The following is a 25,709-nucleotide window of genomic DNA, read 5'->3' as shown; positions in this document are numbered from 1 at the left end:
GATGAGGCGTCGTGATTGACTCGTATCTGATGTCCAACATAGCTGCGCCACCGCCCACCGAGCTCGCCGCAGTGCTTCTCGACGGTGTGCGCGCCGTGCGGCGGGGAGCTCCGGCCCTGGCCGGCCTCGAACCCGACTCCTACGCCCGCCTGCATTCCGCTTTCGAACTGCTCTCCGATCAGCGCGATCTGATCGCCGAGCACCTCGCCGAGAGGCTGGCTGACAGGGGGGACGGACCGATCTCGGTGCTGTCGGTGGGATGCGGTGACGGCGTGCTGGACGTCCGTCTCGCCGCCGGGCTGGTGCTGGCGGTGCCCGGGCGGCCCGTGCGGTATGTCGGAGTCGATCCGTGGATCGGCAGTGTCGAGCGATTCACCGCCACGATGGCCGCGCTGGATGCCGACGAGCTGAGCGCCGACGGCCACGTGGCGTCGTTCGGCGACTCCCCGGTGGACGAGACCTTCGACGTCGTGATGTTCGTGCACTCGATGTACTACGTCGCCGACGTCGGGGCGACCCTGCGCGCTGCTCTCGCGCTGCTGCGTCCCGGCGGCGAGCTGTGGGTGGCCGTCGCACCGTCGGCCGAGCTGAATGCCCTGGTCGGAGTCCTCGCACCGCCGCTCGAGGGTCATCGGCAGTGGTTCAGCGGTGACGTCGGAGAGGCCTTCGTCGACGCCGGGATCGTCGTGGACGACGTGGCCACTCTGCACGCGCTGGTCGATCTGGCGTCCGCGAGCGACGAGGTGCTCGATTTCGCGGTGCAGGCCAGGCTGACCCCCGACCTACAGGGTCCGGTGCGGGCCTACCTCGACGCGGTGTCGGTGCCCGGTGTGGACGGGGGCCTGCGAGTGCCGCATCCGGTCGACGTCTTCACCGCGTCCGGTCACTGACCCCGTCCCGCAGTGCGTCGTCGATCGTCGCGCCCACGGCGGCCGCACCCCTGGAGGTCATGATGGTGCCGGCATGGTCGAGGCCGTTCAGTGCTCGGACGGACGCCACCTCGAGAGCGTCGATGTCCCGCGGCGAGTACATCGGCGGGGACTCTGCCCCGACGCTCCACTGCGCGTGCAGGAATCGGATCGGCAACGTCAGTTCGCGGAACCGCGAGTCACCGAAGAAGACGTCCGTGGCGTCCGCGACCACCGCATCGGTCGACAGCCGTATCGCACCGTCGGCCAGATCGTGTTCGGCGTACGCCCGGAGGAGCGGATCGGCACGGTCCAGCAGCGGCAGCGACGTCGACACCAGGAAGTCGAGGTAGTCGTCGACGTCGTCCCATCGCTGCCGCGTCCGCGCGATCCGGTCCTCGAACACGGCCGCGACGGTGTCTCGGGTGAGACCGGCCGGCGGTCCCACGGGCACACCTCCGTCGACGAGAACGAGACTCTTCGCTCTGGACGGGTACCGCGCTGCGAACTCCACCGCCGCGAATGCACCCATCGACATGCCGCACACGTGCACGGAGTCGAGTCCCAGTGCGTCGAGAACGGCGCCCAGATCCTCGGCGTGCCGGGTGAGTGACGACGGGCCCGTGACGTCGACGCTGTCACCGCGGCCGCGGAGGTCCGGCGCGACGAGCGTCAGGTGAGGCGCCTCCGCGTGCAGCCAGTTCCACAGCATGCGCTGGCTGGACACCCCGTGGATCACGAGGATCGGCTCGGAGCTGCCCGTGTGCGTCTCGACGGCGATGTGTCCGCCCGACACCGGTACTCGTTCGACGGTCATGGTGCCGACACTAGGAGGTCGGCATGCCGGCGAGTGCGACACCGGCTATTGCGGACCGAACTCGACCTCGATCATTTCTATTCTGTGCGATATGACGAGTTACGTACTGGTTCCCGGATTCTGGCTCGGCGGCTGGGCCTGGCGGGACGTCGCGGCCGAGCTGCGCGAGCAGGGCCACGATGTTCACACGGTCAGCCTCACCGGCATGGGCGAGCGGGCGCACCTGGCGGGCCCCGGCGTCGATCTGAACACTCACGTGACCGACGTGGTCAACGTGCTGCAGTACGGCGAACTCGACGATGTCGTGCTCGTCGGTCACAGTTATGCCGGGGCAGTGGTGACGCCGAGCGTGGCCGACCGGGTACCGGAGAAGATCGCGAGCCTCGTCTTCGTCGACACCGGGCCGCTGCCGGACGGTATGTCGCAATCCGACTTCGGCGGGTCGTCGGAACCGGTGGGCGAGCGTGTACCGCCGCCGCGTTGGGACGATCTCCTGGCTTCCGGTGCCGAGCGCACGACCAGACTGTCCGTCGCGCAACCGGGAGCGACCGCCACGAGCGCCGTCCATTACACCGGTGCGTGGGAATCGATTCGGCGTGTGTTCGTGATGAGCAGCGTCACCGAGGCGGAGGTCCGCGAATCGTCGACGACGATACCCGCCTACCGACACATGACCGGAGAGTTCCGGGAACTACCGGGCTCACATTGGCCGATGTTCGATCAGCCTGCAGCCCTCGCGGCGGTCCTCGCCGAGGTGGGCCGCTGCTGACTGCGCGCCACCCGGGATCGACGCGGAGTTGTACCGTCGCAGAATCACGAGGCCACGAGGGATGCACCTCGACGGCCACACCGCCGAAGAAGGGGCCTCATGCCCGACACGTCACCGCGCAGGCACCACGAGATCGTCATCGTCGGCGGAGGCTTCTCCGGCCTGGGCACCGCGATCGCGCTCCGCAAGGCCGGTTTCGACGATCTTCTCATCGTCGACGACGGCGACGGTCCCGGGGGCACGTGGCAGTGGAACACCTATCCGGGCGTGGCGGTCGACATCCCGTCCTTCAGCTACCAGTTCTCGTTCGCTCAGCGTTCCACCTGGTCGCGCAGCTACGCCCCCGGCCGCGAGTTGCGTGCCTACGCGGAACAGATCGTCGAGGAGTACGGTCTGGCACCCCATCTGCAGTTCGGCACGCGCGTACACGGGGCCTTGTTCGATGCGTCGTCCGCTCGCTGGTCGGTCTCGACCAGCGCCGGCGAGGTCACCGCGCGCTGGTTGATTCACGCGGGCGGGCCGCTGAGCCAGCCCAAGCTCCCCGACATCGAGGGCATCGACACCTTCGAGGGCGCGACGATGCACACCAGCCGGTGGAAACACGACGTCTCATTGGCCGGTAAGCGGGTCGGCGTCATCGGTACCGGCGCGACGGCGGTGCAGGTGGTCCCGGAGATCGCGCCGGAGGTGGATCATCTGGCGGTGTTTCAACGCACCCCCATCTGGTGCCTGCCGAAGCCGGACTTCCCGCTCGGCCGGGTGGGACGCGCGTGTCTCGATACAGTCCCCGGAGTCCGGCAGATCGCCCGCCTGGCGAGCCAGGCATTCGTCGAGGCGACGTTCCCGGTGTTGGCGCACTTCCACAAGTGGGTTCCCGCCACCGCGGCTCTGCAGGTCGCCGCGCGCCGGTACATCGCCGCGCAGGTGCGCGATCCGGCCACACGGGACGCCCTGACTCCGACGTACGCGCTCGGGTGCAAACGGCCGAGCTTCCACAACTCCTATCTCTCGACGTTCAACCGGGACAACGTCTCTCTGCAGACGGCGTCCATCGAGGCGATCACCCCCGGGGGCATTCGCACGAGCGACGGCGTGCAGCACGAGCTCGACGTCCTCGTCCTCGCCACCGGATTCAAGGTCACCGACAGGGATGCGCTGCCGACGTATCCGCTCACCTCCGCCGACGGCACCGATCTGGCGGAGCACTGGGAGACCGAGCGGTTCCACACCTATCAGGGTGTCGCGACGGCGGGCTTCCCCAACTTCTTCACCGTCTTCGGCCCCTACGGATACAACGGCGCCTCCTTCTTCACCCTGGTCGAGAACAGTGCCGCGCACATCGTGCGTGTCCTGACCGAGGCTCGTCGACGCAGAGCCACCTTCGCCGAGGTGACCTCGGCGGCGCAGGAGCAGTACATGAGCGCGATACTGGCCCGTCGGTCGTGGCAGGTCTTCACCGATCCGACGTGCGCCGGCGCCAACAGCTACTACTTCACCAGAAATGGGGACGTGCCGTTCCGGGCGTCGACCACTCCCGAGGCGGCGTGGCGGAGCCGGCGATTCCCCTTGGCCGACTATGCCTTCGGTGGACGGGCGGGCTGATCTTCGCCGAGCTCGAATCTCAGGTCGTGCGCAGTGCCGCGACGACCGGCGCGAACATGGTGGTCTTGATCGCGCCGAGGGTGCCGCGATCCTTGCCTGCGATGGGCGTGATCCGCTCGATCGCGGCTCCGACCACCTCGGTTTCCGGGGCGGTGGCATCGACGAGCCGCGCGGTCAGTGCATCGGCGCCGCCATAGCGGTGTCCCGTCGTCATCGCGACGACGGCGTCCTGCGGTGACAGCTTCGCCTGGATCAGCGCCGCCATGCCCGGTGTGAAAGGAATGTTGATATCGACCTCGGGGAAGCAGTAGTAGCCGCGATCGGCGCGCATGATGCGGAAGTCGTGCGCCAGAGCGAACATCGCGCCGGCACCGAAGGCATGGCCGTTGACGGCGGCGACGGTGGGGAGCGGGAACGTGAGGATGCGGGCGAACAGATCGTGCACGCGGCCGACGTACCAGTCGGCGCGCTCGCCGTTGGCCATGAGCCAGTCGAGGTCGAGTCCGTTGGAGTAGAACTTCCCGGTGCCGACGGTGACGAGTCCGCGGGCGTCGGCTTCGACCTGATCGAGCTGGGCGCCGACGGTGTCGAGCCAGTCCGGGGAGAAGCGGTTCTCGTCGTCCCCGAGGGTGAGGACGGCGATGCCGTCGCGGAGGTCGAGAGTGGCGGTCATGAGGAGGCCTTTCGTGTGGTCGGTGGGGGCAGGGCGAGGACGCCGCGGACGGCGGCGGCGAGTCGTTCTCGGGCGGCGGTGTCCGGTGATCTGGTGCCGCGCAGCAACAGTGCTGTCGGGAGTCCGACGACGCAGTCCTCGACGACGGCGACGCTCTCGCGATCGGCGCGGTTCCACAGGGCCCGGGCGAGTTGGACGAGCAGTGCGACCAGTGTCTCGTCGAGGGTGCGCAAGTCTGCGGCGACCTCGTCGGGCAGGTCGTCGGTGCCCAACAGCTCTCGCCGCGAGACAGTCATGAGAAACCGTGCTGCGACCGGTGATTCGGCCAGGAATGCGGCCGGTGCGTCCGCTGCCGCCACGACGGCCCGGACGGCGGAGTCACGTCCGGTGCGGTGCTCGAGCGCCGTGGTCACCGCGTCGTTCTGCAGTGTGAGCATCCGACGTGCGTCACGGACCCACACTCGTCCGAGGAGGCCCGCTCGTGACCCGAACGCGTGATAGATGGCGCCGTTGGAGACCGAGGTGCGCTCCGACATCGCGCGGATCGTGACTGCGGAGGCACCGGAGTCGACCGCCAGCGTTTCGGCGGCGTCCATCAGCGCGTCGAGGTCGTGGAGGCGGGGGCGTGGCACGACTCAGGCGGGTGGTCGGTAGCCCGGGGGATTGGGCTCGTCGACCCAGATGTCCACTGTGAGATCGCCTCCCGGCGTGCAGTCGTAGGTCGACAGATCGGTCACGCCCGACTCCAGCAGGACGTCCTCGCACAGCAGTGTCTGTCCCGTGTAGTCGCGGGCCGGTCTGCTCAGCACCGCGTATGCCGCGTCCGCGTAGATCTCGGGCTTGCGTGCCTCGCTCATCGCCTTGTCGCCGCCGAGCAGGTTCTGCACCGCGGCGGTCGCGATGAACGTGCGAGGCCACAGCGTGTTGGAGGCGATGCCGATCTCCCGCATCTCCTCCGCGATTCCCAGGGCGCACAACGTCATCCCGAACTTGGCCATCATGTAGGGGGTCGGCGCGAGCCACCGCTGTTCGAGGCGCAAGGGCGGTGAGAGCGTGAGGACGTGCGGGTTCTCGCGGCCCTTCATGTGCGGCAGGCACGCCTGCGACACGGCATACGTCCCGCGCACCTGGATGCCGTTCATCAGATCGAACTGTTTGAGAGCAACCTCGTCGATGGATCCGAGGTTGATCGCCGAGGCGTTGTTGATGCAGATGTCGATGCCGCCGAACTGCTCCACGGCGGCGCCGACGGCAGCCTGCACCGCCTCGCCGTCTCGAACGTCTCCGACGATGGGCAGCGCCTGCCCGCCCGCCTCCTCGATCTCCGCGGCCGCGGTGTACAGGGTCCCGTCGAGCTTCGGGTGGGGTTCGGCGGTCTTCGCCAGCAGCGCGATGTTGGCGCCGTCCGCTGCGAGGCGCTTCGCGATGGCCAACCCGATACCGCGGCTGGCCCCGGAGATGAACACGGTCTTACCCGAGAAAGTCATGAGCCGTCCGTCCTTCGTCGATGTCGCGGTGAACGGTCACTACCGCGGACACCTCGGACCGTAGCAGAGCGGTTGCTCGGTAATTCGAACACCGATCAGCTTCCCGACATGCGCGGGACCAGTAGACTGGGGATGATCACAGTCGCTCCGTAGGTGAGCGGCGGCGGACCAACCCCAAAGTCCGTCGGAGAGGGTGACGTGCAGCGCATCGTCGATCCCGAATCCCACGCGGTCGAGGCCGTCCTGGCGGACGTGTGGGGAGCGCGATCGGTGTATCAGCCGATCGTGGACCTGGACTCCCGAGTGGTGGTCGGCTACGAAGCCTTGGCTCGGTGGCCCGCGGTACCCGGTGTGGATGTCGGACGGGTGTTCGACGAGGCGGCGGGCCGAGGTGTGGTGCGAGAGCTCGACTGGGCATGCCGACTGGCCGCGCTCTCCGGTGCCGCGGAGGCCGGTCTGAGTACCGAGTACAGCGTCTTCATCAACGTCGAACCGCACAACGGGCCCGTCATACCCGACTTCGCGCGGAGAATGCTCGACAGCTTCGACCGGCCGATCAACGTCGTGATCGAACTGACCGAGAGGTCGCTGATGTCCGATCCCGCCACGCTGCTGACGGTGGTCGACGCTGCTCGGCGACTGGGGTGCTCGGTGGCACTCGACGACGTCGGGGCCAACGAGGCCACGGTCACCATGCTGGAATTCGTGGCACCGGACATCATCAAGCTGGATCGCACGCTGGTGCAATCCGATCCGAGTCCGGCGCAAGCGCGTGTCATCGCCGCGGTGCGTGCGCACGCCGAGTTCACCGGCGCGACGATCCTCGCCGAGGGTGTGGAGAACGAAGAGCACCTGGCCCGTGCCCGAGCGCTCGGTGCCACCCTGGGGCAGGGCTGGCTGTTCGGCCGGCCCGCGGCGTTGCCGTCCGACACGTCGCGACGCCGCGACGTTCTCGAACGGACGCCGTCGGTGGTGTCACGCAGGCGGTCGTCGGCCGGTTCTGCAGTGCCGGAGGTGCCGTCCGATCTGTTCGAGGAGATAGCGCCCCTGGTGGGGCGAAAAGCGTTCGTGCTGAGCATGGCTCGTCAGATCGAGGACCACGCCCGCGGCGCCGTGGACCCACTCATCGTGCTCTCGGCGTTCCAACGTGCCCGGTGGTTCGCGCCGAACGTGGTCGACCGGTATGCCGATCTCGCGACACTGCACCCGTTCATCGCCGCGCTGGGGGTGGGCCTGCCGGACGAGCCGGCTCCGGGAGTGCGCGGCGCCGCACTCGATGCGACCGAACGCTTCTCGGGCGAGTGGACGGTGACGGCGGTGGGGCGGCACTACTTCGCGGCCTTGATCGCTCGCGACCTCGGCGATGTCGACGTTCCCGACGCCGATCGGCGGTTCGAGTTCATCCTCACGCACGACCGTCGCCTGGTCGTGTCGGCGGCACGGTCGTTGATGAGGCGCGTGCTGCCGTCTCGCGGATGATCCTCACGCATCCTCGACCTCGCCCCGGTCAGTCGTCGCCGCGTCGAGTATGGCGCTTCACTCCGTCGACGATGGTCGCCGTCAGTTCGTCGTACGCCTCCCTGGTGTCCAAATTTCCCGCAGCCGCTTCTGCCGAGAGTGCGTCCGCGGCACCGAGAACGGCAGTCATGGTCGACGCCGGAAGCGCTCCCTCGGCGAACGGTTCGAGGAATGATCGACACCGATCCGAGTACGCGGCGTCCGCGCGGCGTTTGTAGTCGGCCAACTCGGGTGCGCCTTCCAGGGCCGCGGCGACGCCTGCCAGTTCGCGCCCGTGGGTGACCACGCAGTCGACGTGCGCCGTGGCGATGGCGCGCGCTCGTTCGGCGAGTGAATCGTCGACCGCGTCGAGAGCCTGCTCCAGTGCGAGTGTCTGAGTCGCGTCGTACGCCTCGAACAAGGCCACCAGTAAGGCTGAACGGGACGGAAAGTGGCTGTAGACGACAGGTTTGGTGATGCCGGCCGCGTGCGCGAGTCGTCCCAGTGTCAGCGCGTCGGTACCTTCTTCGCGCACGATCGTCCAGGCCAGGGTCACCAGTTGCCCGTGGCGATCCTCTCTCGTCATCCGCACCCGCGCCATCGACACCGCCTCGTCTCTTATGTACCTTTGGTAACCTACCGTTGGTAACCTACTGATGGTACATCCCGACCGAGAGGATTGTCATGACCACGCTCGTCGTCGTCGCCCACCCCGACACCACGTCCTTCACTCAGCGTCTCGCTCGTTCCGTCGCCGACCGACTCACCGAGGACGAGGTGTCGACCGCTGTCGCCGACCTCCATGCCGAGGGCTTCGATCCGCGGTTCTCGCTCGAGGATCGCGCCGGGTATCCGGCGGGTGGGACTCCTCCTGCGGATGTGCTCGCCGAGCAACGTCGCCTGGACGGTGTCGACGACCTGGTCCTGGTCTTTCCGGTCTACTGGTGGTCTATGCCGGCGCTCCTGAAGGGGTGGGTCGATCGCGTCTTCACCGACGGGTGGGCATTCGACACCGACGTCGCGCCGACCGGGCGCAAACTCGACCACCTGACCGTGCATCTGGTCATGGTTGCGGGAGAGGACGCGGAGGGATTCGCGAAGCGCGGCTACGACACCGCTCTGTCCACCCAGATCATCACCGGCATTCTCGGATACACCGGCGCGCGAACCGGTCTGACGACAATCGTTCACGACTCCGAGGCGCGCTCACGTAATTCTCTCGCGCGGGAAGCGGCCGCGATCGTGGACGGCGTGGCGGCCCGGGTCCGTACCTCGGCGGCGGAGGCTTCCGGGGTGCGTTCCGATGCGCAGAATCGGGAGGTGCGGGACGTGTCCGCCGTGCGGTGAGCCGGCCGTGCCTTTCGCGTCAGGGTGCCACGAAGCAGAGCGGCCCCACCGCGGTCGCGGGGTTGACCGTGACGGTGGCGACGGGCCCACCCGCGGACGTCTCGTACGCCATGAGCGAATGCTCGCCGGGAGTCGTCGGCGTCCAGAGGGACACCTTGTGTCCGGCGATCACCGGTGACGACCAGTAACCGTCGAACTGCCAGGCGAACTCCTCCAGGGGCATGATCGACTCAGTGTCCAGTGGAGCGATGTCGACGCGCGGGCCGGAGAGATCGGCAGTGCGGGCCACGGCGACGTACGTGCATCCCACGCCGTACGGCGTGGTGGGACCGAAGCTCAGCCCGGGCAGAATGTCCAGGTCGACGACCTCGGCATGTGCCGTGCCCGATGCGAGTAGCGCGGCGGCCGAACACGCTGCGGCGACGAACAGGGAGCGGGCGACCCGCGACAGTGTCATACCACCTGGTCGGTGGCGGACGCCTGCGCGTTACAACGCGCGGAGAATGTCACCCTCGACCGCGAGGTGACCGGACACACATGCTCGAGCCCGAGCTGGCACCCCTGTCCTGTCGGCCACCTCGCTACGGTGAGACGTGCATTACCAATCCTTTACCAAACTCATCGCTCTTGCCGGTGCTGTCGCGGTGCTGACCGCCTGCAGTGCAGACGTCTCGGCCGAGGACGCCACGGGCCGCACGGTCGACACCAGCCTGGGTGAGATCGTCGTTCCCGACGAGATCCGGTCGGTCGTGGTCATCGACGGGCGTCGGGACCTGGACATCGCCTTGTCCTTCGGCCTCCCGGTCGTCGGCATGCCCGTCGAGTCGGAGGCTCCGCCGGAGATCCCGGGGCCGTTGACCGCACCGACCCGAGACCTGCTGTCGCGGGGAGTCGCGGAGCTGTTCCCGCGCAACAGCATCGACATCGAAGCCGTGGCCGCAGCGGATCCCGACCTCATCATCGCGCGTGACGAGGTGGTCGAAGAAATCTACGACCAGTTGAGCGCCGTCGCGCCTGTGCTCCCCGTGGGATCGACCGATTCCGGGGTGTCCTGGCAGGACGACGTGACCAGGGTCGGTGCGGCACTGGGCCGCGAGGACACGGCCGCCACACTGCTCGGCGAGTACTCGGACCGCGTCGACGCGCTCCGACAGCGACTCGCAGGACCTCTCGGTGACACGACCGTGCTGTCGATAGCCACCGGAGACGGTGGTGGCATCTCGATCAACAGGGAGCGAATCACCTCGCTGGTGCTGGAGGACGTCGGAGCTCGATTCGGACAGGCCTGGCAATCGGCTCGTCCCGAGGCCGAGTTCGCAGCGGAGAACATCCCTGTCGCAGCGGATTCGGACGTTCTTCTCGCGGCCATCACGTCGAGTGACGATCTACGAGCACTGGAGTCGAATCGCCTCTGGGCCGATCTGCCGGCTGTGCGGGACGGGCGGGTGGTGCGAACGGACAAGTTCACCAACGACGGTGGGCCGATCACGGCGCAGTGGTCACTCGACCTCGTCGAGCAGATGTACGGGTCGGCCGGCCAGCACTTGCATTACAGCGCTTCTCGCTGGGGAGGGCTCGCATCAGCGGCAGGCGCGTCTTCTTCTGTCACGAGTCTCGCAGCACTTCGTCGGGGGTCGTCGGCGGGCAACGATGCGATGAGGGTGCGGACGGGGTGCGAGGACGGTCCCGTCACTAGGTACTTCTGACCCGGGCGCACTCGCTCCGCCTGCTCGATCATCTCGTCCGTCACGACGGTCGTCGGGGTCGTGTCGTGGAGTGCCTCCCGCACGATGCGACGCGGGTCGTATTGCCGTAGGTCGAGTGCCTCCCACTCCGAACGGTGGAGCGGCACGCCCATCTCCCGCTCTGCCGTGGCGCGCGTCGTCTCGACGAACTGCTTCAGCGTTCGAATCGCGCGGGTGAGGTGGTGTGCGTAGCCGGGTAGCCGGCTCGGTCCGAGTACGAGGCCGGCGATGACGGCGACGAAGAACAGCTTCTCGAGGGTCAGGCCGAACATGGGGTGCTCCGGATCGTGGTGGGGTTCGAGGTGAGTGCATGCCGGTCGTGGACGGTGGTGATGGCCACGGCGGCTCCGAAGAGCGCCGACATCGGCAGCGCGACGAGGAACATCGACAGCACGTCGGCCGCCGGCGTGACGAGCGCGCTGAAGAGGGCGATGACGACGACGATGATGCGCCAACTTCTGCGTAGACGGTGGGCGGACAGGACTCCGAGGCAGTTGAGCATCACCAGCAGCACGGGGAGGACGAACGCGACTCCGGTGGCGAGGACGATCTTCATGACGAAGTCGACGTAGTAAGAGGCGTCGAGGATGGTGCTGTCCTGGTCGGAGGAGAAGCTCGCGAGGACGGTGACCATGCGGGGGAAGACGAGGAAGCCGAAAGCGCACCCGGTGGCGAACAGGGGCACTGCCGCCGCGGTGAATCCGAGGACGTACTTCTTCTCCCGAGCCGTGAAGCCGGGGGTGAGATACGCGAACAGTTCTCGCAGCCAGACCGGGCTCGAGAGAATGATTCCCGAGAACAGCCCGATCCTCATCTGCAGGTCGAAGGCCCCGGTGACGGTGTCGTAGTTCAGGCTGGCCTGACGGGACAGCGCGAGTTCCTCGACCGGCGTGCGGAGGACGTCGAGGATGTGATCGGACAGAGCGAAGCCGAGAATCACCCCGACGACCAGCGACACCGCCGCGCGGGTCGCGCGGCGGCGTGCCTCGCTGACATGCCCGGCGAGCGGCATCGTGCCTCGCGCGGCGGTGCTCGACGTCATGAGGCGTGTCGGTACGGCACGGGGGCACCCTCTGCGACGGCCGTGGTCGAGTCGACGGAGGAGCCGCGTTCCGTCGACCGCGCGGGGGTGTCGTCACGGACCTCGTCCTTGAGGATGCGCATGGACTGCCCGACGCCCCTGGCAAGGGAGGGGAGCTTGGTCGAGCCGAAAACGAGAAGCAGGATGGCGAGGACGATGAGTGCGTGCCAGCCGGTCAGGTTGTGCAACATGGTGATTCCTTCTGTGTGGGTGATCAGGGTGTCAGTTCGACGGTGCAGTGGGAGGGGTTCCGCCGCCCATGGGAGGCTGTCCGCCGCCGCCAGGTCCGCCCCCGGCCGGTGCTGCGCCGGCGGTGGGCTCGGTGGTGGTGTCGACGGCGACGGCCAGCGATCCGACGTAGCCGGAGGTGGGGTCGCCGGTGAAGGTGCCCATCTCCAGGTCGTACCCGTCGCCGAACACGTTGTCGTTGTCGAGACTGCCGATCTGCGCGAGGTTCTCGCTCGACCCGGCGTAGGTGTCCTGCTGGTAGACGGCGTCGAGCATGTCGCGGGGGAAAGCCATCTGGGACGTCGCGATCGCATTGTCCGCGGTGGTCGCGGAGTCGACATCCGGGTAGACCTCGAAGTGGATGTGCGTCCAGCGGCCGGAGTAGCAGGCCGGGACGATGGTCGTGAAGGTCACGACGCCGGCGGCGTCGGCGACCTGGACGCCGCGCAGGTACGTCTCGTCCTCGACGCCGTCGGAGTACATCGAGTAGAGACCCGCTGCATCGCAGTGCCACAGATAGACGGCGACACTGTCGAAGGGACGGTTGTCGTTCGCCAGATCGGTGACGGTGAAGGTCACCGACAACGGGACTCCGGCGGCAACGGTGTCGCTGTCCAGGCTCGAGGTGACGTCGGCGCGGACGATTCCCGATTCCTCGAGGATGTTGACACCGTTGCTTCCGTCGGCCGGGTACGGGCCGTTGGTCTCGTCGGGGATCTCGTTCGTGGCGGCGGCGGTGGTCGTCGCGGAGGGCGACGCCGCGGTCGTCGCATCGGACGACCCCGAGCACGCGGCCAGGGCCAGGGCTCCGGCTCCGGCGCCGACGACGCTGAGGACTCTGCGGCGGGTGACGAGAGTGGCGACGTCGAAACCGACTCCCTGATCGACCACGTCTTCGTCGGGCCGGGGGAGTGGGCGCCCGTCGTAGGTGGGCCCGTCGGGTGTGGTCGTGGGTTCGGGAACGGTGCTCATCGGGGTGGCTCCTCGGTTGTCGCGGTGTGTGTTTCGGTGTGGAGTCGATACTTCGTGAGGTTCCGGGGAGCGGCCTGCACGCCAGCTGTGGGGTTCCCGGGAGTGTGTGTTGTCCAGCCACCACTTGACCTTCACCTCGGGGCAGGGCTGATTCTCGAGGCATGACCGCCACAGATGCTCCCGACGTCGTTCTCCGCTACCTCGATGCCGCCGACCGCGACGACATCGACGCACTCACGACCTGCTTTGCCCCCGACGGAACTGTGACGGACGAAGGCCACACCTACCGGGGACGCGACGAGATCCGCGCGTGGCGTGAGACCGTGGCCGGCCGCTACACCTACACCACGACGGTGACGGGGTCCGAGCTCGTCGATGCGAGGAATCATCGAGTCTCGGTACGTATCGCGGGGAACTTCCCCGGTGGGGTGGCAGACCTCGTCTACCGATTCGAGCTCGCCGACGGCGTGATCTCACGGTTGACCATCGGTGGATGAGAGACTGGGTCCGTGGCGGCGCGGGTGACCATCGGCGAGTTCTCGATGATGACGAGACTGACGCGCAAAGCGTTGCGGCTCTATCACGATGAGGGCCTCCTGGAACCGGCCGACGTCGATCCGTCGAGTGGGTACCGCTATTACGACGTCTCCCAGGTCGCGGGTGCACGGATGATCAAGCGTCTGCGCGACCTCGACATGCCGCTTCCCGATGTGCGGTCCTACGTCACCGCCGAGAACGGCAGTGTTCGGCGCAGAGTACTCACGCAGCACCTCGACCGACTGGAGTCGGAATTGCGGCGGACGCAGGACGCGGTGTCGTCTCTCCGCGCACTGGTGGACGCGTCGACGGCGTCGCCGTCGATCGGGATGCGGAACGACCCCCCGATCGTCGCCGTGGCCGTCAGCGGCACCGTGACGCTGTCTGGCGTCGCGGACTGGTGGAATACCGCGCACGACACCCTGATCGAGCGCCTGCGTAGTGCTGGAATCGAGGCTGTCGGGCCGCTCGGGGCCGACTTCGACAAGGAACTGTTCGCGGACGAGACGGGCTCCGCATCATTGTGGTACCCCGTCGACTCGGCGCGTGCGGCTCGGTGCGCTCTCGACGTGGTGACGGTTGCCGGAGGCCAGTTCGCCGTGGCGCTGCACGACGGTCCGGACGCCCGGATCGACGAGACGTACTCTGCGCTCGGCACCCATGTCGCCGAACACGGCATCGGGCGAGACGGCCCCGTACGCGAGCGCTATCCGCGAGGCGTCCACTCCGAGGGTGAACTGGTGACGGAGATCGGGTGGCCGGTCCGGGACCCCACCGTGCTGTGACCGCGGCCGTCAGGGTCTGGTTGCGCGCGTTGCGTGATGACGATTGTGAGTGGTGGTGATGACCACGCTCGGAGCGTAGAGGGCGAGGACGATGATCGCGATCATCATGACCACGCTCGGCATCGGATTGCGGTAGTCGTACACGGTCGAACCCAGTGCCAGTGCGCCCCAGAGAACAGCGGCCGAGCTGAGCACTCTCGTCCAGCGCAGGGTCCGAGGGAGGGGAACGGCGAACTGCCCCCACGTGACGGGCAACCTGTGGCCGACGTTCACGGCGGACACCTGGAGATCGGTCCAGATACGCAGCGCCGCAGCGACGACGAGGACGAGCGCTGCCGCGATCACGAGGTCACCTGACCCTCGACGGCCGAATTGTGGCGGCGTGTGATGACGACGTGGGGAAGGAAGTAGCCGATCGTCAGCACCGCCGTGCTCAGCGCAATGGGTCCCGCGAAGGAGTGTGGCCACAACGCTGGTCCGAGGTAGAAGCTGCCGAGCATCAGCGCGAAGACGCCGAGCCCGCGAAGCAGGCGAATTCTCGTCGTGATCCGAGTCGCGGTGTTCTCATGTGTCATCGAAAGAACGACTCGCGGGTTCTCCCGGCCCGTGATCTTGGCACCCACTGCAGCCAGAAAACTGCCGATGACGACGAGCGCGACGGCCGGGATCACGGTCATCTGCTTCTCCTCACGTAGCGGATCTCCTCAGCGTACCGATCGGTTCGTACGGCGGCTCCTCATGGCCCGTCTGTGGGCGGACGCCGCGCGGCGTCCACCAACAGCGATGCCTCGCGTAGCCCCAGCCCGGGGTGTGTCTCCCTCAGTGCTTTCACCGCCATCACTCTGGACGGCGCCGACGCCACGGCAGTCTCGACGTCGGCTCGCGGAACCTCGGCTGGATCGAGGGAAGGTATCAGCCTCGTCGACTGGGCGCTGCCACCGAGGAACCACGCTCTGACGAAAGCGGTACCGGCGTAGGCGACGAGGACGACGCACGCTGTTGCTTTCGCGACATGCCACCACGACGGCGCCGAGACGAGCGCGGACACCGCGTCGGGGAGGACGAGCGCGGCGAAGAACACCAGGAAGAACGTCGTACCCGCTTTCTCCACAGCGGGTCGTTCGAACCACGGGCGATCTGTCATACGTCCACCATCACACACGGCATCAGGTTCGCGCGGCGGGTACGAGCCGCGGAACCAGACGCACGTAGACCACCATCCCGAGCAACTCGACCAGTGTCTGTGTCACCACCACGACGGCAGCGAGGTCCAGTGCCGGCGGAAGGGCCAGGGCGAGGGGGAGAACGACGAGAGAGTTACGAGTCGCACCCGAGAAGACGAGTGCCCGTGTCGACGGCACGTCCTGACCGAACACCCGACCCACGCCGATGCCGGCCGGCGCCATGACGACGAGGAATGCGACGAAGACGAGGGCCGCGACGATCAGTCGGTCGAACTCGCCTCGGACCGAATCGATCTGCGACGCGACGACCACCGCGAGCGTCGCCATCATGAGGGGCACCATCGCGGCGGCCATCACGTCCATCAGCTGCAGGCCGACCCGATGCCGTCGGGCGAGTGCTTGCGTCAGTGCGGCCGCCGTCAGAGGGACGACGATGAGCAGGACGAAGGCCTCCACGAACGGTGCCACGTCGATGACGGCCACCGTCTCGGATCCGGCGAACACCCACAGCCAGAGGGGAAGCAGGGCGACCTGCAGCAGCATCAGCAAGGGCGCGGCAGCAAGAAGCCGTGTCGACGCGGCACCCGCGAGCCCACTGAACACGATCACATAGTCGATACACGGAGCCAGCAGGACGAGCACGATGCCCACGAGTACCGCCCTCTCGCCCGCGACGACCCGCGTGAGGGCGAGGACGACCACCGGGACCACCACGAAGTTGAGGACCACGACGGCTGCGAGGAAGCGCACATCCCGGAGGGACCGACCGATCGCCGCGAACGGGACTGTCAGGAACGTTGCGTAGAGCAGGGCGACGAGTACCGGATCGATGGCGTGTTCGAAGGTCGGGGCTGTCTGCGGGAAGGTCAGCCCGACAACGGCACCGACAGTCAGTGCCGCGAGATACAAGCCGATCTGGTGTCTGTCCCACCACTGTGCGGCGGGGCTGTTCGCCCAGTCGGTCATGCGACGACACTAGGTGACGCGCTGGTCGTGCGATGAGTCCTCCCGGCTGTGCGAGTCTGATCACCGACCACCTTCCTCGAGCCGGGAGCAGACATGACGCAGTTGTCGAGAGTGCAGAACTTCACCGTGTCCCGAGACGGGGTGGCCGCCGGCGTCGAGCAGAGCCTCGAGAATCCGTTCGGCCTGGACCATCGTGAGCTCATGTCGTGGTATCTCGGCACCGCGAGCATGCCGGGACGCCCCGGATTCGGCGGTACGCGCGGCCTCGACGACTACTTCGCTCGGGACTTCGCCAACAACATCGGTGCCGAGATCATGGGACGCAACAAGTTCGGCCCACAACGCGGACCGTGGGCCGATCACGAATGGCAGGGATGGTGGGGTGACGAGCCGCCGTTCCACACGCCGGTCTTCGTGATGACGCATCATGTGCGGCCGTCCCTCACCCTGTCCGACACCACGTTCCATTTCGTCGATGCCGGCCCGTCCGATGTCCTGACGCAGGCGAAGGCCGCGGCGAACGGTCGAGACGTCCGGATCGGTGGCGGTGTCACCACGGTCCGGGAGTTCCTCGACGCCGACCTCCTCGACACGCTGCACGTCGCGGTCGCGCCCGTCGATCTCGGACCGGGGCTGGCGCTGTGGGAGTCCCCGGACGATCTGAACGATCGCTTCGAGCACGAGGTCGTTCCCAGCGCGAGCGGTGTCGTGCACCACCTGTTCTGGAAGCGGTGACGCGTTGCTACCGTGTCGCTGATCGGGCAGTCGCGCGGCGCAGTGCCGTCGTCACCTCAGGAGCAGCAGTGGCGCATCGTTACCGGGTCAGAGAGATCGCGCAACAAGCGGAGTTGAGCGAGGCGACGGTCGACCGTGTGCTCAACGATCGTCCCGGTGTACGCCCGTCGACACGGGAGATGGTGACGCGGGCGATTGCCGATCTCGACGGCCAACGAGAACAACTGCGGTTCAGTGGACGCAAGTACATGGTCGATGTCGTCATGTCCGCGCCCGACCGTTTCTCCAAGACCTTCAAGCGTGCGGTCGAGGCCGAACTGCCGAGTCTCGAACCCGCCACAGTGCGCGCACGGTTTCATCTGCAGGAGAGCGCCACCGCCGAGGCGGTGGTCGCGCGGCTGAACAGGCTGTCGGGCAGCGGATCTCAAGGCGTCATTCTGAAGGCGCCTGCCGTACCGGACGTCGCTGCCGCGGTCGATCGCCTCGTGGCTGCCGGGATTCCCGTGGTGACCTACGTGACCGACATTCCGGGCAGCCGACGGTTCGGGTACGTGGGTATGGACAACCGTGCGGCGGGGGAGACGGCCGCGTATCTGATCACCACGATGATGGCCGATCACCCGGGCGACATCCTGATCACGCTGAGCAGCAACGCGTTCCACGGCGAGGAGGAGCGGGAGATGGGCTTCCGCACCGCGCTGCGACAACTACCCGGACCTGAGCGGACGGTCGTCGAGATCGCGGAGAACGACGGACTCGACGATCGCGTCGAGGCGCTCGTTCTCGACGCCCTCGATCGTCACCCCACCGTCTCCGCCGTCTACTCCTGCGGCGGCGGGAACTCGGCCATCGTGCGGGCCTTCCGGACGCTGGACCGACCCTGCCGGGTGTTCGTCGCGCACGACCTCGATGCCGACAACCGGGCCCTGCTGTACCGCCGACAGATCAGCGCGGTGCTCGAGCACGACATGCGCGCGGACGCCCAGCGTGCCTGTCGGATGGTGCTGCACGCGCGCGATGCCTCGACTGCGGTCCGCGGGTCCTCGTCACCCATTCGCATCGTCACTCCGTTCAACATGCCCTGACCGCTCTGGCGGGTCCCGTCTCGAGGGGAAACTGAGGGTTCGAAGCCTTGTCTCGAGGTGTCCGCGCCCGGCAGGCTCGACCATGACGACAACGGCCATCGGGACCGAGGAGCAGGTATGACCAGCAACATCAGCAGCCACTCGCACCGCGCGGATCGCCTCCGCGCGGCCGACTGCGACATCGAGAATTTCCGGGCGCTGGTGTCGGAGAGCACGCAGCTCGCCGACCACCCCCACGCGTCCGACGTGGTGCAGAACGTGCTCGTGTACGACGGCCCCGACCTCGCGCGCCGGGCGACCGACGACCAGGTGCGCGCCGACATCCAGGACGAACTGGCGGACGCACTTCTCAACGGCCCCGGCATCGTGGTGTTCCGCGCTGCCTTCACGGTCGACCACGCAGTCGCGGAGACCACCCGCACGTACCGGGACATCATTCGTGAACAACACGAGCGCGGTGTGAGCAACGGTGACCACTTCGCGAAGCCGGGAGCGAACGATCGCATCTGGTCGGCCCTGCAGAAGCTGGCGATCGCCGAGCCCGAGCAGTTCGCTCGGTACTACTCCAACGATCTGCTCGCGCTGGTGGCGGAGGCGTGGCTCGGGCCGATGTATCAGGTCACGTCCGCCATCAATGTGGTCAATCCCGGTGGCGCCGCTCAGAATCCGCATCGTGACTACCATCTCGGGTTCATGTCGACCGACACGGCCGCGGCATTCCGTGCGCACATCCATCGCCTGTCACCGGCGCTGACACTGCAGGGAGCGGTGGCGCACTGCGACATGCCGATCGAGAGCGGCCCGACGATGTATCTGCCACACTCCCAGAAGTTCGAGGCCGGTTACATCGCCTTCAACCTCCCCGAATTCCGGGAGTATTTCGCCGAGAACCACATTCAGCTCCCGCTTCGGGAAGGCGACGCCGTGTTCTTCAATCCGGCGCTGTTCCACGCGGCAGGGCACAACACGTCGACCGACATCTTCAGGATGGCGAACCTGCTGCAGATCTCCTCGCCGTTCGGCCGCGCGCTCGACAGCGTCGACCGGCAGACGATCGTGTCCGCCCTGTATCCCACGCTGGTGGATTGGACGGCGCAGGGTCGCGAGCGAGACGTCGCCAACGTGATCGCGGCGTCCGCGGAGGGCTACGCGTTCCCGTCGAACCTCGATCTCGACCAGCCGATCAGCGGCCTGGCGGGGGAGACGCACGCCGAACTGGTGCGGCGCGCGCTGGCGACCGGGCTCGCCGCCGCCGAGTTCGACGCCGCCGCGGCTGATCTGTTCGCCCGCCACCGGGCCTGACTCACACCTCGGTCGCGGTCCCGCAGATTCCGCACACCTCGAGGACGCGCCGCTTCCAGCGTGCGACGGGGATGAAGAAGACGCTGAGCTGCGTGTACTGCCGCATCCGCTCCCACTGGGTGGTGTTGTGGCAGCGGGGGCACGTCCGGGTGCTGCCGACGCCGAGCGAGGACCGTTTCGTGCCGTATCCGAAGAAGACGAACATCGGACCAGCCTAGAGGCCACCGCATACACATGTGTGCGCACGTGCGCACGCATGGGTATGGTCGTCGGTGTGGCCGTCTCGCAGGTTCGATCCGAGTCCGTTCTCGCGATCCCGGCGTTTCGCAGGCTCTTCACCGCGCAGGTGGTGGCCCTGGTCGGCACCGGTCTGCTCACCGTGGCGTTGGGACTGCTGGCCTACGACATCGCCGGGAGTTCCGCCGGTGCCGTCCTCGGCACGGCGCTCGCCGTCAAGATGGTCGCGTACGTCGGGGTGGCTCCGGTCATGTCCGTGCTCACCGGCCGTCTGCCACGCACGACCGTGCTGGTGTCCGCGGACGTCGTGCGGCTCGCGATCGCGGTGCTGCTCCCGTTCGTGACACAGGTGTGGCAGGTGTACGTGCTCGTGTTCGTCCTGCAGGCGGCCTCGGCCACCTTCACGCCGACCTTTCAGGCCGTCGTTCCCGCGGTGATCTCCCGCGACGATCAGTACACCCGCGCGCTCTCGCTGTCTCGGCTCGCCTACGACCTCGAGTCGCTGCTGAGTCCGATGCTCGCCGCCGCGCTGCTCACCGTCGTGTCTTATCACTTGCTGTTCGTCGGCACAGCACTGGGTTTCGCGCTGTCGGCCGTCCTGGTGGTGGGCACCCGACTTCCGGACAGAGAGCCCCGGTCCGACCGCGACGGGTCTCGGTCGTTCGGCGACCGACTCGTGGCCGGAGTGCGCCGCTTCGGTAGCCGTCCGTCGCTTCGGGGGTTGCTCGCACTGAACCTCGTCGTCGCGGCCGGAACGGCGCTGGTGATCGTCAACAGCGTGGTCTACGTGCGCGACGTCGTGGGTGGGTCGGCCAGTGCCCTGGCCGTGGCCCTCGGCGTCTTCGGCGGCGGGTCGATGATGGTGGCGTTCGCAGTTCCTCGCATTCTCACAGTCGTCGACGACCGTCGGCTGATGCTCGCCGGTGGTGTGGTCGTCTCTCTCGGGACGACAGGTGCTGTCGCGCTCGCCGCCCTCCGTCCGAGCGGTGCCGCGGGCTGGGCGTCACTCGCTGTCGCCTGGGCCGTGTTGGGCGCCGGAACATCGATGATCTCCACCCCGTCGGCCCGCGTGATCACCCGCGACTCCGACGACGGTGACCGGGACGAGCTCTTCACAGCGCAGTTCTCGCTGTCCCACGCGTGCTTTCTGCTCACGTATCCGGTGGCGGGGTGGGTGGGCGCCGAGGTGAGCCAGGTCGTCGCCGCGTCGGTCATCGCCGCCCTCGCTACACTTGCCGCGCTGGGTGCCTGTCGTCTCTGGACCCCGGCATCGACGGTGGGTGCGCCACCGACCGAGTAGACGGAAGCGGCGATCATGACGGCATCGGACGAGAAGCGGGCTCACGCGAGTCTCGACCACGCCGACCGCCCGGACCGTGCGCGTCTCGAAGCGGCCGGCGACACGTTCCGCATGCTGTCCGATCCCACTCGGCTGCATCTGCTCTGGACACTGAGTCAAGGCCCCGCCGACGTCACGGCACTCACGGAGGAGACCGGCGCGTCCCGCACCGCGGTGAGTCAGCATCTGGCGAAGCTGCGCTTCGTCGGCATGGTCGAGACCGAACGCAGCGGCCGCAACGTCATCTACCGACTCGCCGACGGCCACCTGGCCCGGCTGGTGCGAGAGGGTCTCAACTTCGCCGATCACACCGTGACCGGCGAGCCTGCGCACCACTGATCGGGTCTAGATCCACCCGTGGCGCCGGGCGATCGCGCACGCCTCGTGGCGATTGGCGGCGCCGAGTTTGGCCGCGGCGGCCGAGAGATAGTTGCGTGCCGTTCCCGGTGAGAGATGCGCGCGCTGGGCGATCTCCGCGATCGTGGCTCCGTCCGCGGCGAATTCGAGCACGTCCGCCTCGCGCGGTGTCAGCGGCGAATCGCCCGCGCCGATGGCCTCGGCCGCCAGGCTCGGATCGACGTAGCGTCCGCCGCTCGTCACCGTCCTCACCACCTCGGCGAGAGTCGCCGCGGACGTGGTCTTCGGGAGGAATCCGCCGACGCCGGCCGAGAGCGCCTTCTTGAGGTATCCGGGCCGGCCGTGGCTGGTGACGATGATCGACCGGCAGTCGGGAAGCAGCGCGGCGATGCGTTGGGCCGTCTCGATACCGTCGATCCCGCCGAGTTGGAGGTCGAGCACTGCGACGTCGGGGGTGGTCCGCGCGGCCTCGGTCACCGCCGCTTCGCCCGAGTCCGCGTGGCCCACGACCTCGATGTCGTCCTCCAGATCGAGCATCGTGCCCAGGGCAACCCGGATGAGGTTCTCGTCGTCTGCCAGCAGTACCCGGATCATGGTGTGTCCTTCGTGGGGGATGTCGTCGTCGGTGCGAATTCGACAGCGAGAGTGAAGGTGTCGGCTCCGGACTCGACGGTGAGGGAACCTCCGACCGCAGCCAGACGCTCACGCAGACCGGCGAGACCGGTGCCGTCGCCCGCACGTTCCGGCGATGTCGGCCGGTCGTTGACGATGCGGAGACGGTCGTCACCGAACTCGATACGGCAGTAGGTGGCACGCGAGTGTCGCAGGATGTTCGTCACGCCTTCTCGTACCACCCACGCGGCCTGTTCGGCCACCGCGCCGGGGATGTCGGCGACCGTCCCCGTCAGCTCGGTGCGTATGCCGGCGGCGGACAACAGGGACTGCGCGCCGCGGAGTTCCGCCGCGACGTCGACGGAACGGTAGCCACGCACCAGCTCCCGAGCGTCGGTCATCGACTCCCGGGCGAGCACACGTACCTCGTCCATCTGCGCCGCAGCTCTGTCGTCTCCTCGCCGAGCCAGCGCGGCGGCGAGCTCGCTCTTGACCGCGATGGCGGACAGTGCACGGCCGACGACGTCGTGCAGGTCGCGGGAGAAGCGCAGCCGCTCCTCGGCGACCGACAGGGCGGCGGCGGCGTCACGGGTGGTGGCCAGCTCGGTGACGATGCGCAGCAACCACATCGACAGGCGCACCGTGGTGGCCATCGCGACGATGCAGAAGGCCAGGAGCGTGATCTCGAGGGCGGTCGAGCCCGAGACCGCGGCAACCACCGGGGCGACCACCGCGGCGCAGAGAGACCAACGCAGGTCCACCAGTGCCGCGATCGGTGTCGTCACCAGGATGGCCACCCACAGGAGGTTCGGTGCGGCGCCCACCAGGACGAGCACGGCGGCGGCCGCGATCTGTACGGACAACGGTGCCCGGACGTCCGCAGTCGAGGCGCCACCGAGTGCAGGAATACGGTGCAGGACAACGAGTGCAGACACTGCGCACACCAGCGCGGCGGCGGTCGAGACCGCGTCACCCGCTCGCGCCGAGGCCGCCATCGAAGCCACCGCGACCGCGACGATGATGAACTGGAAGGACTGCCGGGTGTAGGTGCGGACCTTCTCGACGTCACTGCTGCCCCGCCAGCCGAGTGTCGGATCGAGGTGATCGCGCAGTCTCATGGTCTCCAGCCTTGCAGATCGGATCGTCGGGGGCGCAACGTCAGGAGCGCGGTTCCCAGCGGAAGTGGGTGCGGGCGATCAGCACGCTGCCCGCGATCCAGGCGAACATGACGAGAGCCGGCTGACCCGCCTCCGCGAACGTCGACGCGAAGCCCACCGAGTCGGCGACCCCGGTGGCATCGCCCACCGAGGTGGTGCCGAACCAGCCGAGGTTCAGAAGATCGCTGACCGCGGCCATCGGCGTCAGAGCCACCACGTCGGCGAGGGACTCGGGTACCACGTCACGCAGGAGTGACGATCCGAGCATCGCCAGCAGGATGACGGGCAGGCTGGTGATCTGTGCTGCTTCGGCATTGCGGGTGAAGGCGGACGTGATGAGGGCCAGTGCGGCGAAGAGCGCCGCACCACCGACGAGTGCCGCCGCGATGAGCACGACGTTGACGGGAGTGCCGCCGCCGAGGACCACCACGACCACGCCGACGATCACTCCGAGGAGCAGTGTCAGGAGGAACGACGGCACCGCGGGTCCGAGAAGGATCTGTGCGTCCGTGCTCTCCCCGGTGCGGAGACGTTTGAGCACCAACTCGTCTCGACGCGTCGCGTAAACCGACAGGAGGTTGTAGTAGACCAGGAACACCAGCAGGAACAGGGCGAAGATCTCCAGCGCGGCCGACACGCCGGCGTCGGTGAGCCCACCGTCTCGGCCCGCGACGACCAGAAGGACGATCGGCAGGACGAGGGGCATGACGAGAGCGTTGAAGAGGAGGACGCGGTTGCGTCCGAGGAGCGTGAATTCCGCTCGGGACAGTGCGGTCATCGTACTCATGCCGTGATCACCTCGGGGTCGTCGAATGTGTCTGCGATGGAGAGGAACACGGTCTCGAGGGACGCGGCTCGCGCGTCGAGACCGTGCAGGGTGACGCCGCTGTCGCGGGCCCACACGAGCAGCTCGGTCAGCGTCTCCTGTACCGAGTTCGTCGTGATCGACACCGTGTCGCCCTTCCGGTCGACGTCGGCTCCCGGGAGTTGCGGCAGTGCGGTCCGCGGGTCCTTCAGCTCGATGCGCGCCGGGTGACCGGCGACCACGTCGTCGACCGTTCCGCTGCGAACGACGCTGCCGCGGTGCATGATCGCCAACCGGTCGCACAGCGATTCCGCCTCGTCGAGATAGTGCGTGGTGAGCATGATGGTCACCCCGGAGTTCTTGAGCTCCTGAATGAGCTGCCACGTGTTGCGCCGACTCTCGGGATCGAGTCCGGTGGTCGGTTCGTCCAGGAACAGGACCCGCGGTCGGCTGATGATCGCGCAGGCGAGATCGAGCCGACGCTGCTCGCCGCCCGACAGGAACTTCACTCGGGTGTCCGCACGGGCTCCGAGATCGACGCGTTCCAGGACGTCGTCGACAGGCAATGGATCGCTGCACGTGCCGGCCCACATCCGCAGGCTCTCGGCCGCGGTCAGGTCCTGCGGTAGTCCACCCTTCTGCAGCATGATGCCCAGGGCGGGCCGTACCTTTCTCCGATCCGCGACGGGGTCGAGTCCCAGGATTCGGACCGTCCCCTCGCTGGGACGCGACAGACCCTGGATGACTTCGAGAGTCGACGTCTTGCCGGCGCCGTTGGTGCCGAGCAGTCCGAACAGTTCGCCCTCTGCGATGTCGAGGTCGAGGTTGCGGACCGCGTCGTACGCGGTCTTGCCGGAGCCGTAGCGGCGGGTCATTCCCGACACCTCGATGACGGTCACGACGTTCGCCCCCAGTGCCGACGCCCGACGGCGACGCGGACGGCGAGGAACACGGCGACGACGGCAGCCGCTGCCACGGTGGGCACCGAGACTCCGACGATCGCGATCAGCACCGCGACGAGGGCCACCGAGATGACGGCTACCACCAGTTCGCGGGCCGGGGTCGGCGCGGGTCCGATCTCCATGAGGTCGGTGAAGAGGGTTCCTTCGTCTGGTTGCTTCATGGAAACGATTCTTCGGACCACGAGGCAGGACCGGCAGTGCCAGGACGCATCGGTCGAGATGACACCGTCACGGCCGAGAGATGACAAACGTCATGAACCGGACGGCCGAGTACCGTGTCGACCATGAACGGATGGTTCGTCGTCGCGCTGCTCGGGGTGCTCGGTCTGGCGGCGATCGTCCTCGGCGGCGCCGATGATTCGCCGGGACTCCAGGTTCTCGGACTGATCCTCGTCGTCAGTGCGGTCGTGACGGCGGTTCGCCGTCGCCGTACCTCCTGATCGCAATCCTTCTTTCCCGTCGCGAGTGCGCGGGCACTCTTGTTGAACGTGTTCAACTTCGCTACGGTCGGTGTTGAACA

General features: G+C 67.6%; 33 protein-coding genes. 14 read left to right on the top strand and 19 right to left on the bottom strand.

The genetic code is table 11. From position 1 onward, the window contains the following. Nucleotides 1–11 precede the first annotated feature (11 nt). Nucleotides 12–890, top strand: coding sequence for a methyltransferase domain-containing protein (locus JOE30_RS18760; protein WP_209993108.1), 879 nt, complete (start codon nt 12–14; stop codon nt 888–890). On the opposite strand, the gene JOE30_RS18755 is transcribed toward JOE30_RS18760, so the two are convergent. After that, nucleotides 871–1,725, bottom strand: coding sequence for an alpha/beta fold hydrolase (locus JOE30_RS18755; RefSeq protein ID WP_204868513.1), 855 nt, complete (start codon nt 1,723–1,725; stop codon nt 871–873). The genes JOE30_RS18760 and JOE30_RS18755 overlap by 20 nt on opposite strands. A gap of 91 nt (nt 1,726–1,816) precedes the next feature. On the opposite strand from JOE30_RS18755, the gene JOE30_RS18750 reads away from it, so the two are divergent. Together JOE30_RS18750 and JOE30_RS18745 are read left to right on the top strand one after the other, a co-directional pair. Beyond that, a complete protein-coding gene (locus JOE30_RS18750; protein WP_204868512.1) occupies nt 1,817–2,494 on the top strand; it encodes an alpha/beta fold hydrolase in 678 nt (225 codons plus the stop codon). Between the two features lie 99 nt (nt 2,495–2,593). After that, nucleotides 2,594–4,096, top strand: coding sequence for an NAD(P)/FAD-dependent oxidoreductase (locus tag JOE30_RS18745; protein WP_204868511.1), 1,503 nt, complete (start codon nt 2,594–2,596; stop codon nt 4,094–4,096). 19 nt (nt 4,097–4,115) lie between these two features. Here JOE30_RS18745 and JOE30_RS18740 read toward each other — a convergent pair whose 3' ends face one another. From JOE30_RS18740 to JOE30_RS18730, 3 genes are read right to left on the bottom strand one after another with little or no spacing between them, the layout of a single operon-like run. After that, entirely contained in the window at nt 4,116–4,769 is a 654-nt protein-coding gene (locus tag JOE30_RS18740) for an enoyl-CoA hydratase-related protein (protein ID WP_204868510.1), read from the bottom strand. Next, nucleotides 4,766–5,401, bottom strand: coding sequence for a TetR/AcrR family transcriptional regulator (locus JOE30_RS18735; RefSeq protein WP_204868509.1), 636 nt, complete (start codon nt 5,399–5,401; stop codon nt 4,766–4,768). Before JOE30_RS18735 ends, JOE30_RS18740 begins: the two co-directional genes overlap by 4 nt. 3 nt (nt 5,402–5,404) lie before the next feature. After that, a complete protein-coding gene (locus tag JOE30_RS18730; protein WP_204868508.1) occupies nt 5,405–6,256 on the bottom strand; it encodes an NAD(P)-dependent oxidoreductase in 852 nt (283 codons plus the stop codon). A 198-nt stretch (nt 6,257–6,454) separates the two neighbouring features. Between JOE30_RS18730 and JOE30_RS18725 the strand changes: the two genes are divergently transcribed. Next, a complete protein-coding gene (locus JOE30_RS18725; protein ID WP_204868507.1) occupies nt 6,455–7,735 on the top strand; it encodes an EAL domain-containing protein in 1,281 nt (426 codons plus the stop codon). Nucleotides 7,736–7,763: 28 nt separating this feature from the next. Here JOE30_RS18725 and JOE30_RS18720 read toward each other — a convergent pair whose 3' ends face one another. Continuing rightward, nucleotides 7,764–8,339: a TetR/AcrR family transcriptional regulator gene (locus JOE30_RS18720; protein ID WP_239532415.1), complete on the bottom strand. Its 576-nt coding sequence runs from the start codon at nt 8,337–8,339 to the stop codon at nt 7,764–7,766. Nucleotides 8,340–8,437: 98 nt separating this feature from the next. Here JOE30_RS18720 and JOE30_RS18715 point away from each other — a divergent pair, with 98 nt between their 5' ends. Beyond that, a complete protein-coding gene (locus JOE30_RS18715; protein ID WP_204868505.1) occupies nt 8,438–9,100 on the top strand; it encodes an NAD(P)H-dependent oxidoreductase in 663 nt (220 codons plus the stop codon). A 19-nt stretch (nt 9,101–9,119) separates the two neighbouring features. Here JOE30_RS18715 and JOE30_RS18710 read toward each other — a convergent pair whose 3' ends face one another. Next, nucleotides 9,120–9,557 carry a hypothetical protein gene (locus JOE30_RS18710; protein ID WP_204868504.1) on the bottom strand — a complete coding sequence of 146 codons (438 nt, stop codon included), beginning with the start codon at nt 9,555–9,557 and terminating at the stop codon, nt 9,120–9,122. Nucleotides 9,558–9,693: 136 nt separating this feature from the next. Here JOE30_RS18710 and JOE30_RS18705 point away from each other — a divergent pair, with 136 nt between their 5' ends. Further along, the gene (locus tag JOE30_RS18705; protein WP_204868503.1) at nt 9,694–10,806 is read left to right on the top strand and encodes an ABC transporter substrate-binding protein; all 1,113 of its coding nucleotides are present in this window, start codon (nt 9,694–9,696) and stop codon (nt 10,804–10,806) included. Between the two features lie 298 nt (nt 10,807–11,104). Here the strand turns inward: JOE30_RS18705 and tatC are convergent, their stop codons facing one another. Genes tatC through JOE30_RS18690 form a run of 3 tightly spaced genes read right to left on the bottom strand, consistent with a single transcriptional unit; the run spans nt 11,105 to nt 13,126 of the window. After that, on the bottom strand, nt 11,105–11,887 hold the full coding sequence (gene tatC, locus JOE30_RS18700) for a twin-arginine translocase subunit TatC (RefSeq protein WP_204868502.1): 783 nt from the start codon (nt 11,885–11,887) through the stop codon (nt 11,105–11,107). Next, nucleotides 11,884–12,117: a twin-arginine translocase TatA/TatE family subunit gene (locus tag JOE30_RS18695; protein WP_204868501.1), complete on the bottom strand. Its 234-nt coding sequence runs from the start codon at nt 12,115–12,117 to the stop codon at nt 11,884–11,886. Before JOE30_RS18695 ends, tatC begins: the two co-directional genes overlap by 4 nt. A 31-nt stretch (nt 12,118–12,148) precedes the next feature. Then, nucleotides 12,149–13,126: an intradiol ring-cleavage dioxygenase gene (locus JOE30_RS18690; protein WP_204868500.1), complete on the bottom strand. Its 978-nt coding sequence runs from the start codon at nt 13,124–13,126 to the stop codon at nt 12,149–12,151. A 161-nt stretch (nt 13,127–13,287) separates the two neighbouring features. On the opposite strand from JOE30_RS18690, the gene JOE30_RS18685 reads away from it, so the two are divergent. Then, a complete protein-coding gene (locus JOE30_RS18685; protein WP_204868499.1) occupies nt 13,288–13,623 on the top strand; it encodes a nuclear transport factor 2 family protein in 336 nt (111 codons plus the stop codon). Between the two features lie 12 nt (nt 13,624–13,635). Then, nucleotides 13,636–14,448 (top strand): MerR family transcriptional regulator, encoded by an 813-nt coding sequence (locus JOE30_RS21730; RefSeq protein WP_204868498.1) that lies wholly within the window; start codon nt 13,636–13,638, stop codon nt 14,446–14,448. A gap of 9 nt (nt 14,449–14,457) precedes the next feature. On the opposite strand, the gene JOE30_RS18675 is transcribed toward JOE30_RS21730, so the two are convergent. The 4 genes from JOE30_RS18675 to JOE30_RS18660 are packed head-to-tail and all read right to left on the bottom strand — an operon-like array spanning nt 14,458 to nt 16,598. After that, a complete protein-coding gene (locus JOE30_RS18675; protein WP_204868497.1) occupies nt 14,458–14,793 on the bottom strand; it encodes a hypothetical protein in 336 nt (111 codons plus the stop codon). Beyond that, a complete protein-coding gene (locus tag JOE30_RS18670) occupies nt 14,790–15,125 on the bottom strand; it encodes a hypothetical protein (RefSeq protein ID WP_204868496.1) in 336 nt (111 codons plus the stop codon). The genes JOE30_RS18675 and JOE30_RS18670 overlap by 4 nt, the downstream gene beginning before the upstream one ends. A gap of 59 nt (nt 15,126–15,184) precedes the next feature. After that, the gene (locus tag JOE30_RS18665; protein WP_204868495.1) at nt 15,185–15,592 is read right to left on the bottom strand and encodes a hypothetical protein; all 408 of its coding nucleotides are present in this window, start codon (nt 15,590–15,592) and stop codon (nt 15,185–15,187) included. A 22-nt stretch (nt 15,593–15,614) separates the two neighbouring features. Further along, entirely contained in the window at nt 15,615–16,598 is a 984-nt protein-coding gene (locus JOE30_RS18660) for a bile acid:sodium symporter (protein ID WP_204868494.1), read from the bottom strand. A gap of 93 nt (nt 16,599–16,691) precedes the next feature. Between JOE30_RS18660 and JOE30_RS18655 the strand changes: the two genes are divergently transcribed. The 3 genes from JOE30_RS18655 to JOE30_RS18645 all read left to right on the top strand — a co-directional run bounded on the left by JOE30_RS18655 (nt 16,692) and on the right by JOE30_RS18645 (nt 19,720). Then, the gene (locus JOE30_RS18655; RefSeq protein ID WP_204868493.1) at nt 16,692–17,333 is read left to right on the top strand and encodes a dihydrofolate reductase family protein; all 642 of its coding nucleotides are present in this window, start codon (nt 16,692–16,694) and stop codon (nt 17,331–17,333) included. A 68-nt stretch (nt 17,334–17,401) separates the two neighbouring features. Beyond that, a complete protein-coding gene (locus JOE30_RS18650; RefSeq protein ID WP_204868492.1) occupies nt 17,402–18,418 on the top strand; it encodes a LacI family DNA-binding transcriptional regulator in 1,017 nt (338 codons plus the stop codon). A gap of 117 nt (nt 18,419–18,535) precedes the next feature. Continuing rightward, nucleotides 18,536–19,720, top strand: a complete 1,185-nt coding sequence (locus JOE30_RS18645; protein WP_204868491.1) for a phytanoyl-CoA dioxygenase family protein — start codon at nt 18,536–18,538, stop codon at nt 19,718–19,720. 1 nt (nt 19,721) lies between these two features. Here JOE30_RS18645 and JOE30_RS18640 read toward each other — a convergent pair whose 3' ends face one another. Further along, on the bottom strand, nt 19,722–19,925 hold the full coding sequence (locus JOE30_RS18640) for a zinc-ribbon domain-containing protein (protein ID WP_204868490.1): 204 nt from the start codon (nt 19,923–19,925) through the stop codon (nt 19,722–19,724). Nucleotides 19,926–19,994: 69 nt separating this feature from the next. On the opposite strand from JOE30_RS18640, the gene JOE30_RS18635 reads away from it, so the two are divergent. Together JOE30_RS18635 and JOE30_RS18630 are read left to right on the top strand one after the other, a co-directional pair. Further along, on the top strand, nt 19,995–21,257 hold the full coding sequence (locus tag JOE30_RS18635; RefSeq protein WP_307806243.1) for an MFS transporter: 1,263 nt from the start codon (nt 19,995–19,997) through the stop codon (nt 21,255–21,257). 15 nt (nt 21,258–21,272) lie between these two features. Then, nucleotides 21,273–21,635, top strand: a complete 363-nt coding sequence (locus JOE30_RS18630) for a metalloregulator ArsR/SmtB family transcription factor (RefSeq protein ID WP_204868489.1) — start codon at nt 21,273–21,275, stop codon at nt 21,633–21,635. A gap of 6 nt (nt 21,636–21,641) precedes the next feature. Here the strand turns inward: JOE30_RS18630 and JOE30_RS18625 are convergent, their stop codons facing one another. From JOE30_RS18625 to JOE30_RS18605, 5 genes are read right to left on the bottom strand one after another with little or no spacing between them, the layout of a single operon-like run. Beyond that, nucleotides 21,642–22,247: a response regulator transcription factor gene (locus JOE30_RS18625; protein WP_204868488.1), complete on the bottom strand. Its 606-nt coding sequence runs from the start codon at nt 22,245–22,247 to the stop codon at nt 21,642–21,644. Beyond that, nucleotides 22,244–23,383, bottom strand: coding sequence for a sensor histidine kinase (locus tag JOE30_RS18620; RefSeq protein ID WP_204868487.1), 1,140 nt, complete (start codon nt 23,381–23,383; stop codon nt 22,244–22,246). Before JOE30_RS18620 ends, JOE30_RS18625 begins: the two co-directional genes overlap by 4 nt. 40 nt (nt 23,384–23,423) lie before the next feature. Beyond that, nucleotides 23,424–24,209 carry an ABC transporter permease gene (locus JOE30_RS18615; RefSeq protein WP_204868486.1) on the bottom strand — a complete coding sequence of 262 codons (786 nt, stop codon included), beginning with the start codon at nt 24,207–24,209 and terminating at the stop codon, nt 23,424–23,426. Continuing rightward, nucleotides 24,206–25,102 (bottom strand): ABC transporter ATP-binding protein, encoded by an 897-nt coding sequence (locus tag JOE30_RS18610; RefSeq protein ID WP_204870560.1) that lies wholly within the window; start codon nt 25,100–25,102, stop codon nt 24,206–24,208. Before JOE30_RS18610 ends, JOE30_RS18615 begins: the two co-directional genes overlap by 4 nt. A 20-nt stretch (nt 25,103–25,122) precedes the next feature. Then, a complete protein-coding gene (locus JOE30_RS18605) occupies nt 25,123–25,350 on the bottom strand; it encodes a hypothetical protein (RefSeq protein ID WP_204868485.1) in 228 nt (75 codons plus the stop codon). Nucleotides 25,351–25,473: 123 nt separating this feature from the next. Between JOE30_RS18605 and JOE30_RS18600 the strand changes: the two genes are divergently transcribed. Further along, nucleotides 25,474–25,629 (top strand): hypothetical protein, encoded by a 156-nt coding sequence (locus JOE30_RS18600; RefSeq protein ID WP_204868484.1) that lies wholly within the window; start codon nt 25,474–25,476, stop codon nt 25,627–25,629. Nucleotides 25,630–25,709 lie beyond the last annotated feature (80 nt).

It is taken from the genome of Rhodococcus sp. PvP016 (assembly GCF_017832185.1).
GTDB lineage: Bacteria > Actinomycetota > Actinomycetes > Mycobacteriales > Mycobacteriaceae > Rhodococcoides.
The sequence above is the reverse complement of the archived record's forward strand: the minus strand, read 5'-3'. Positions and strand labels throughout refer to the sequence as shown.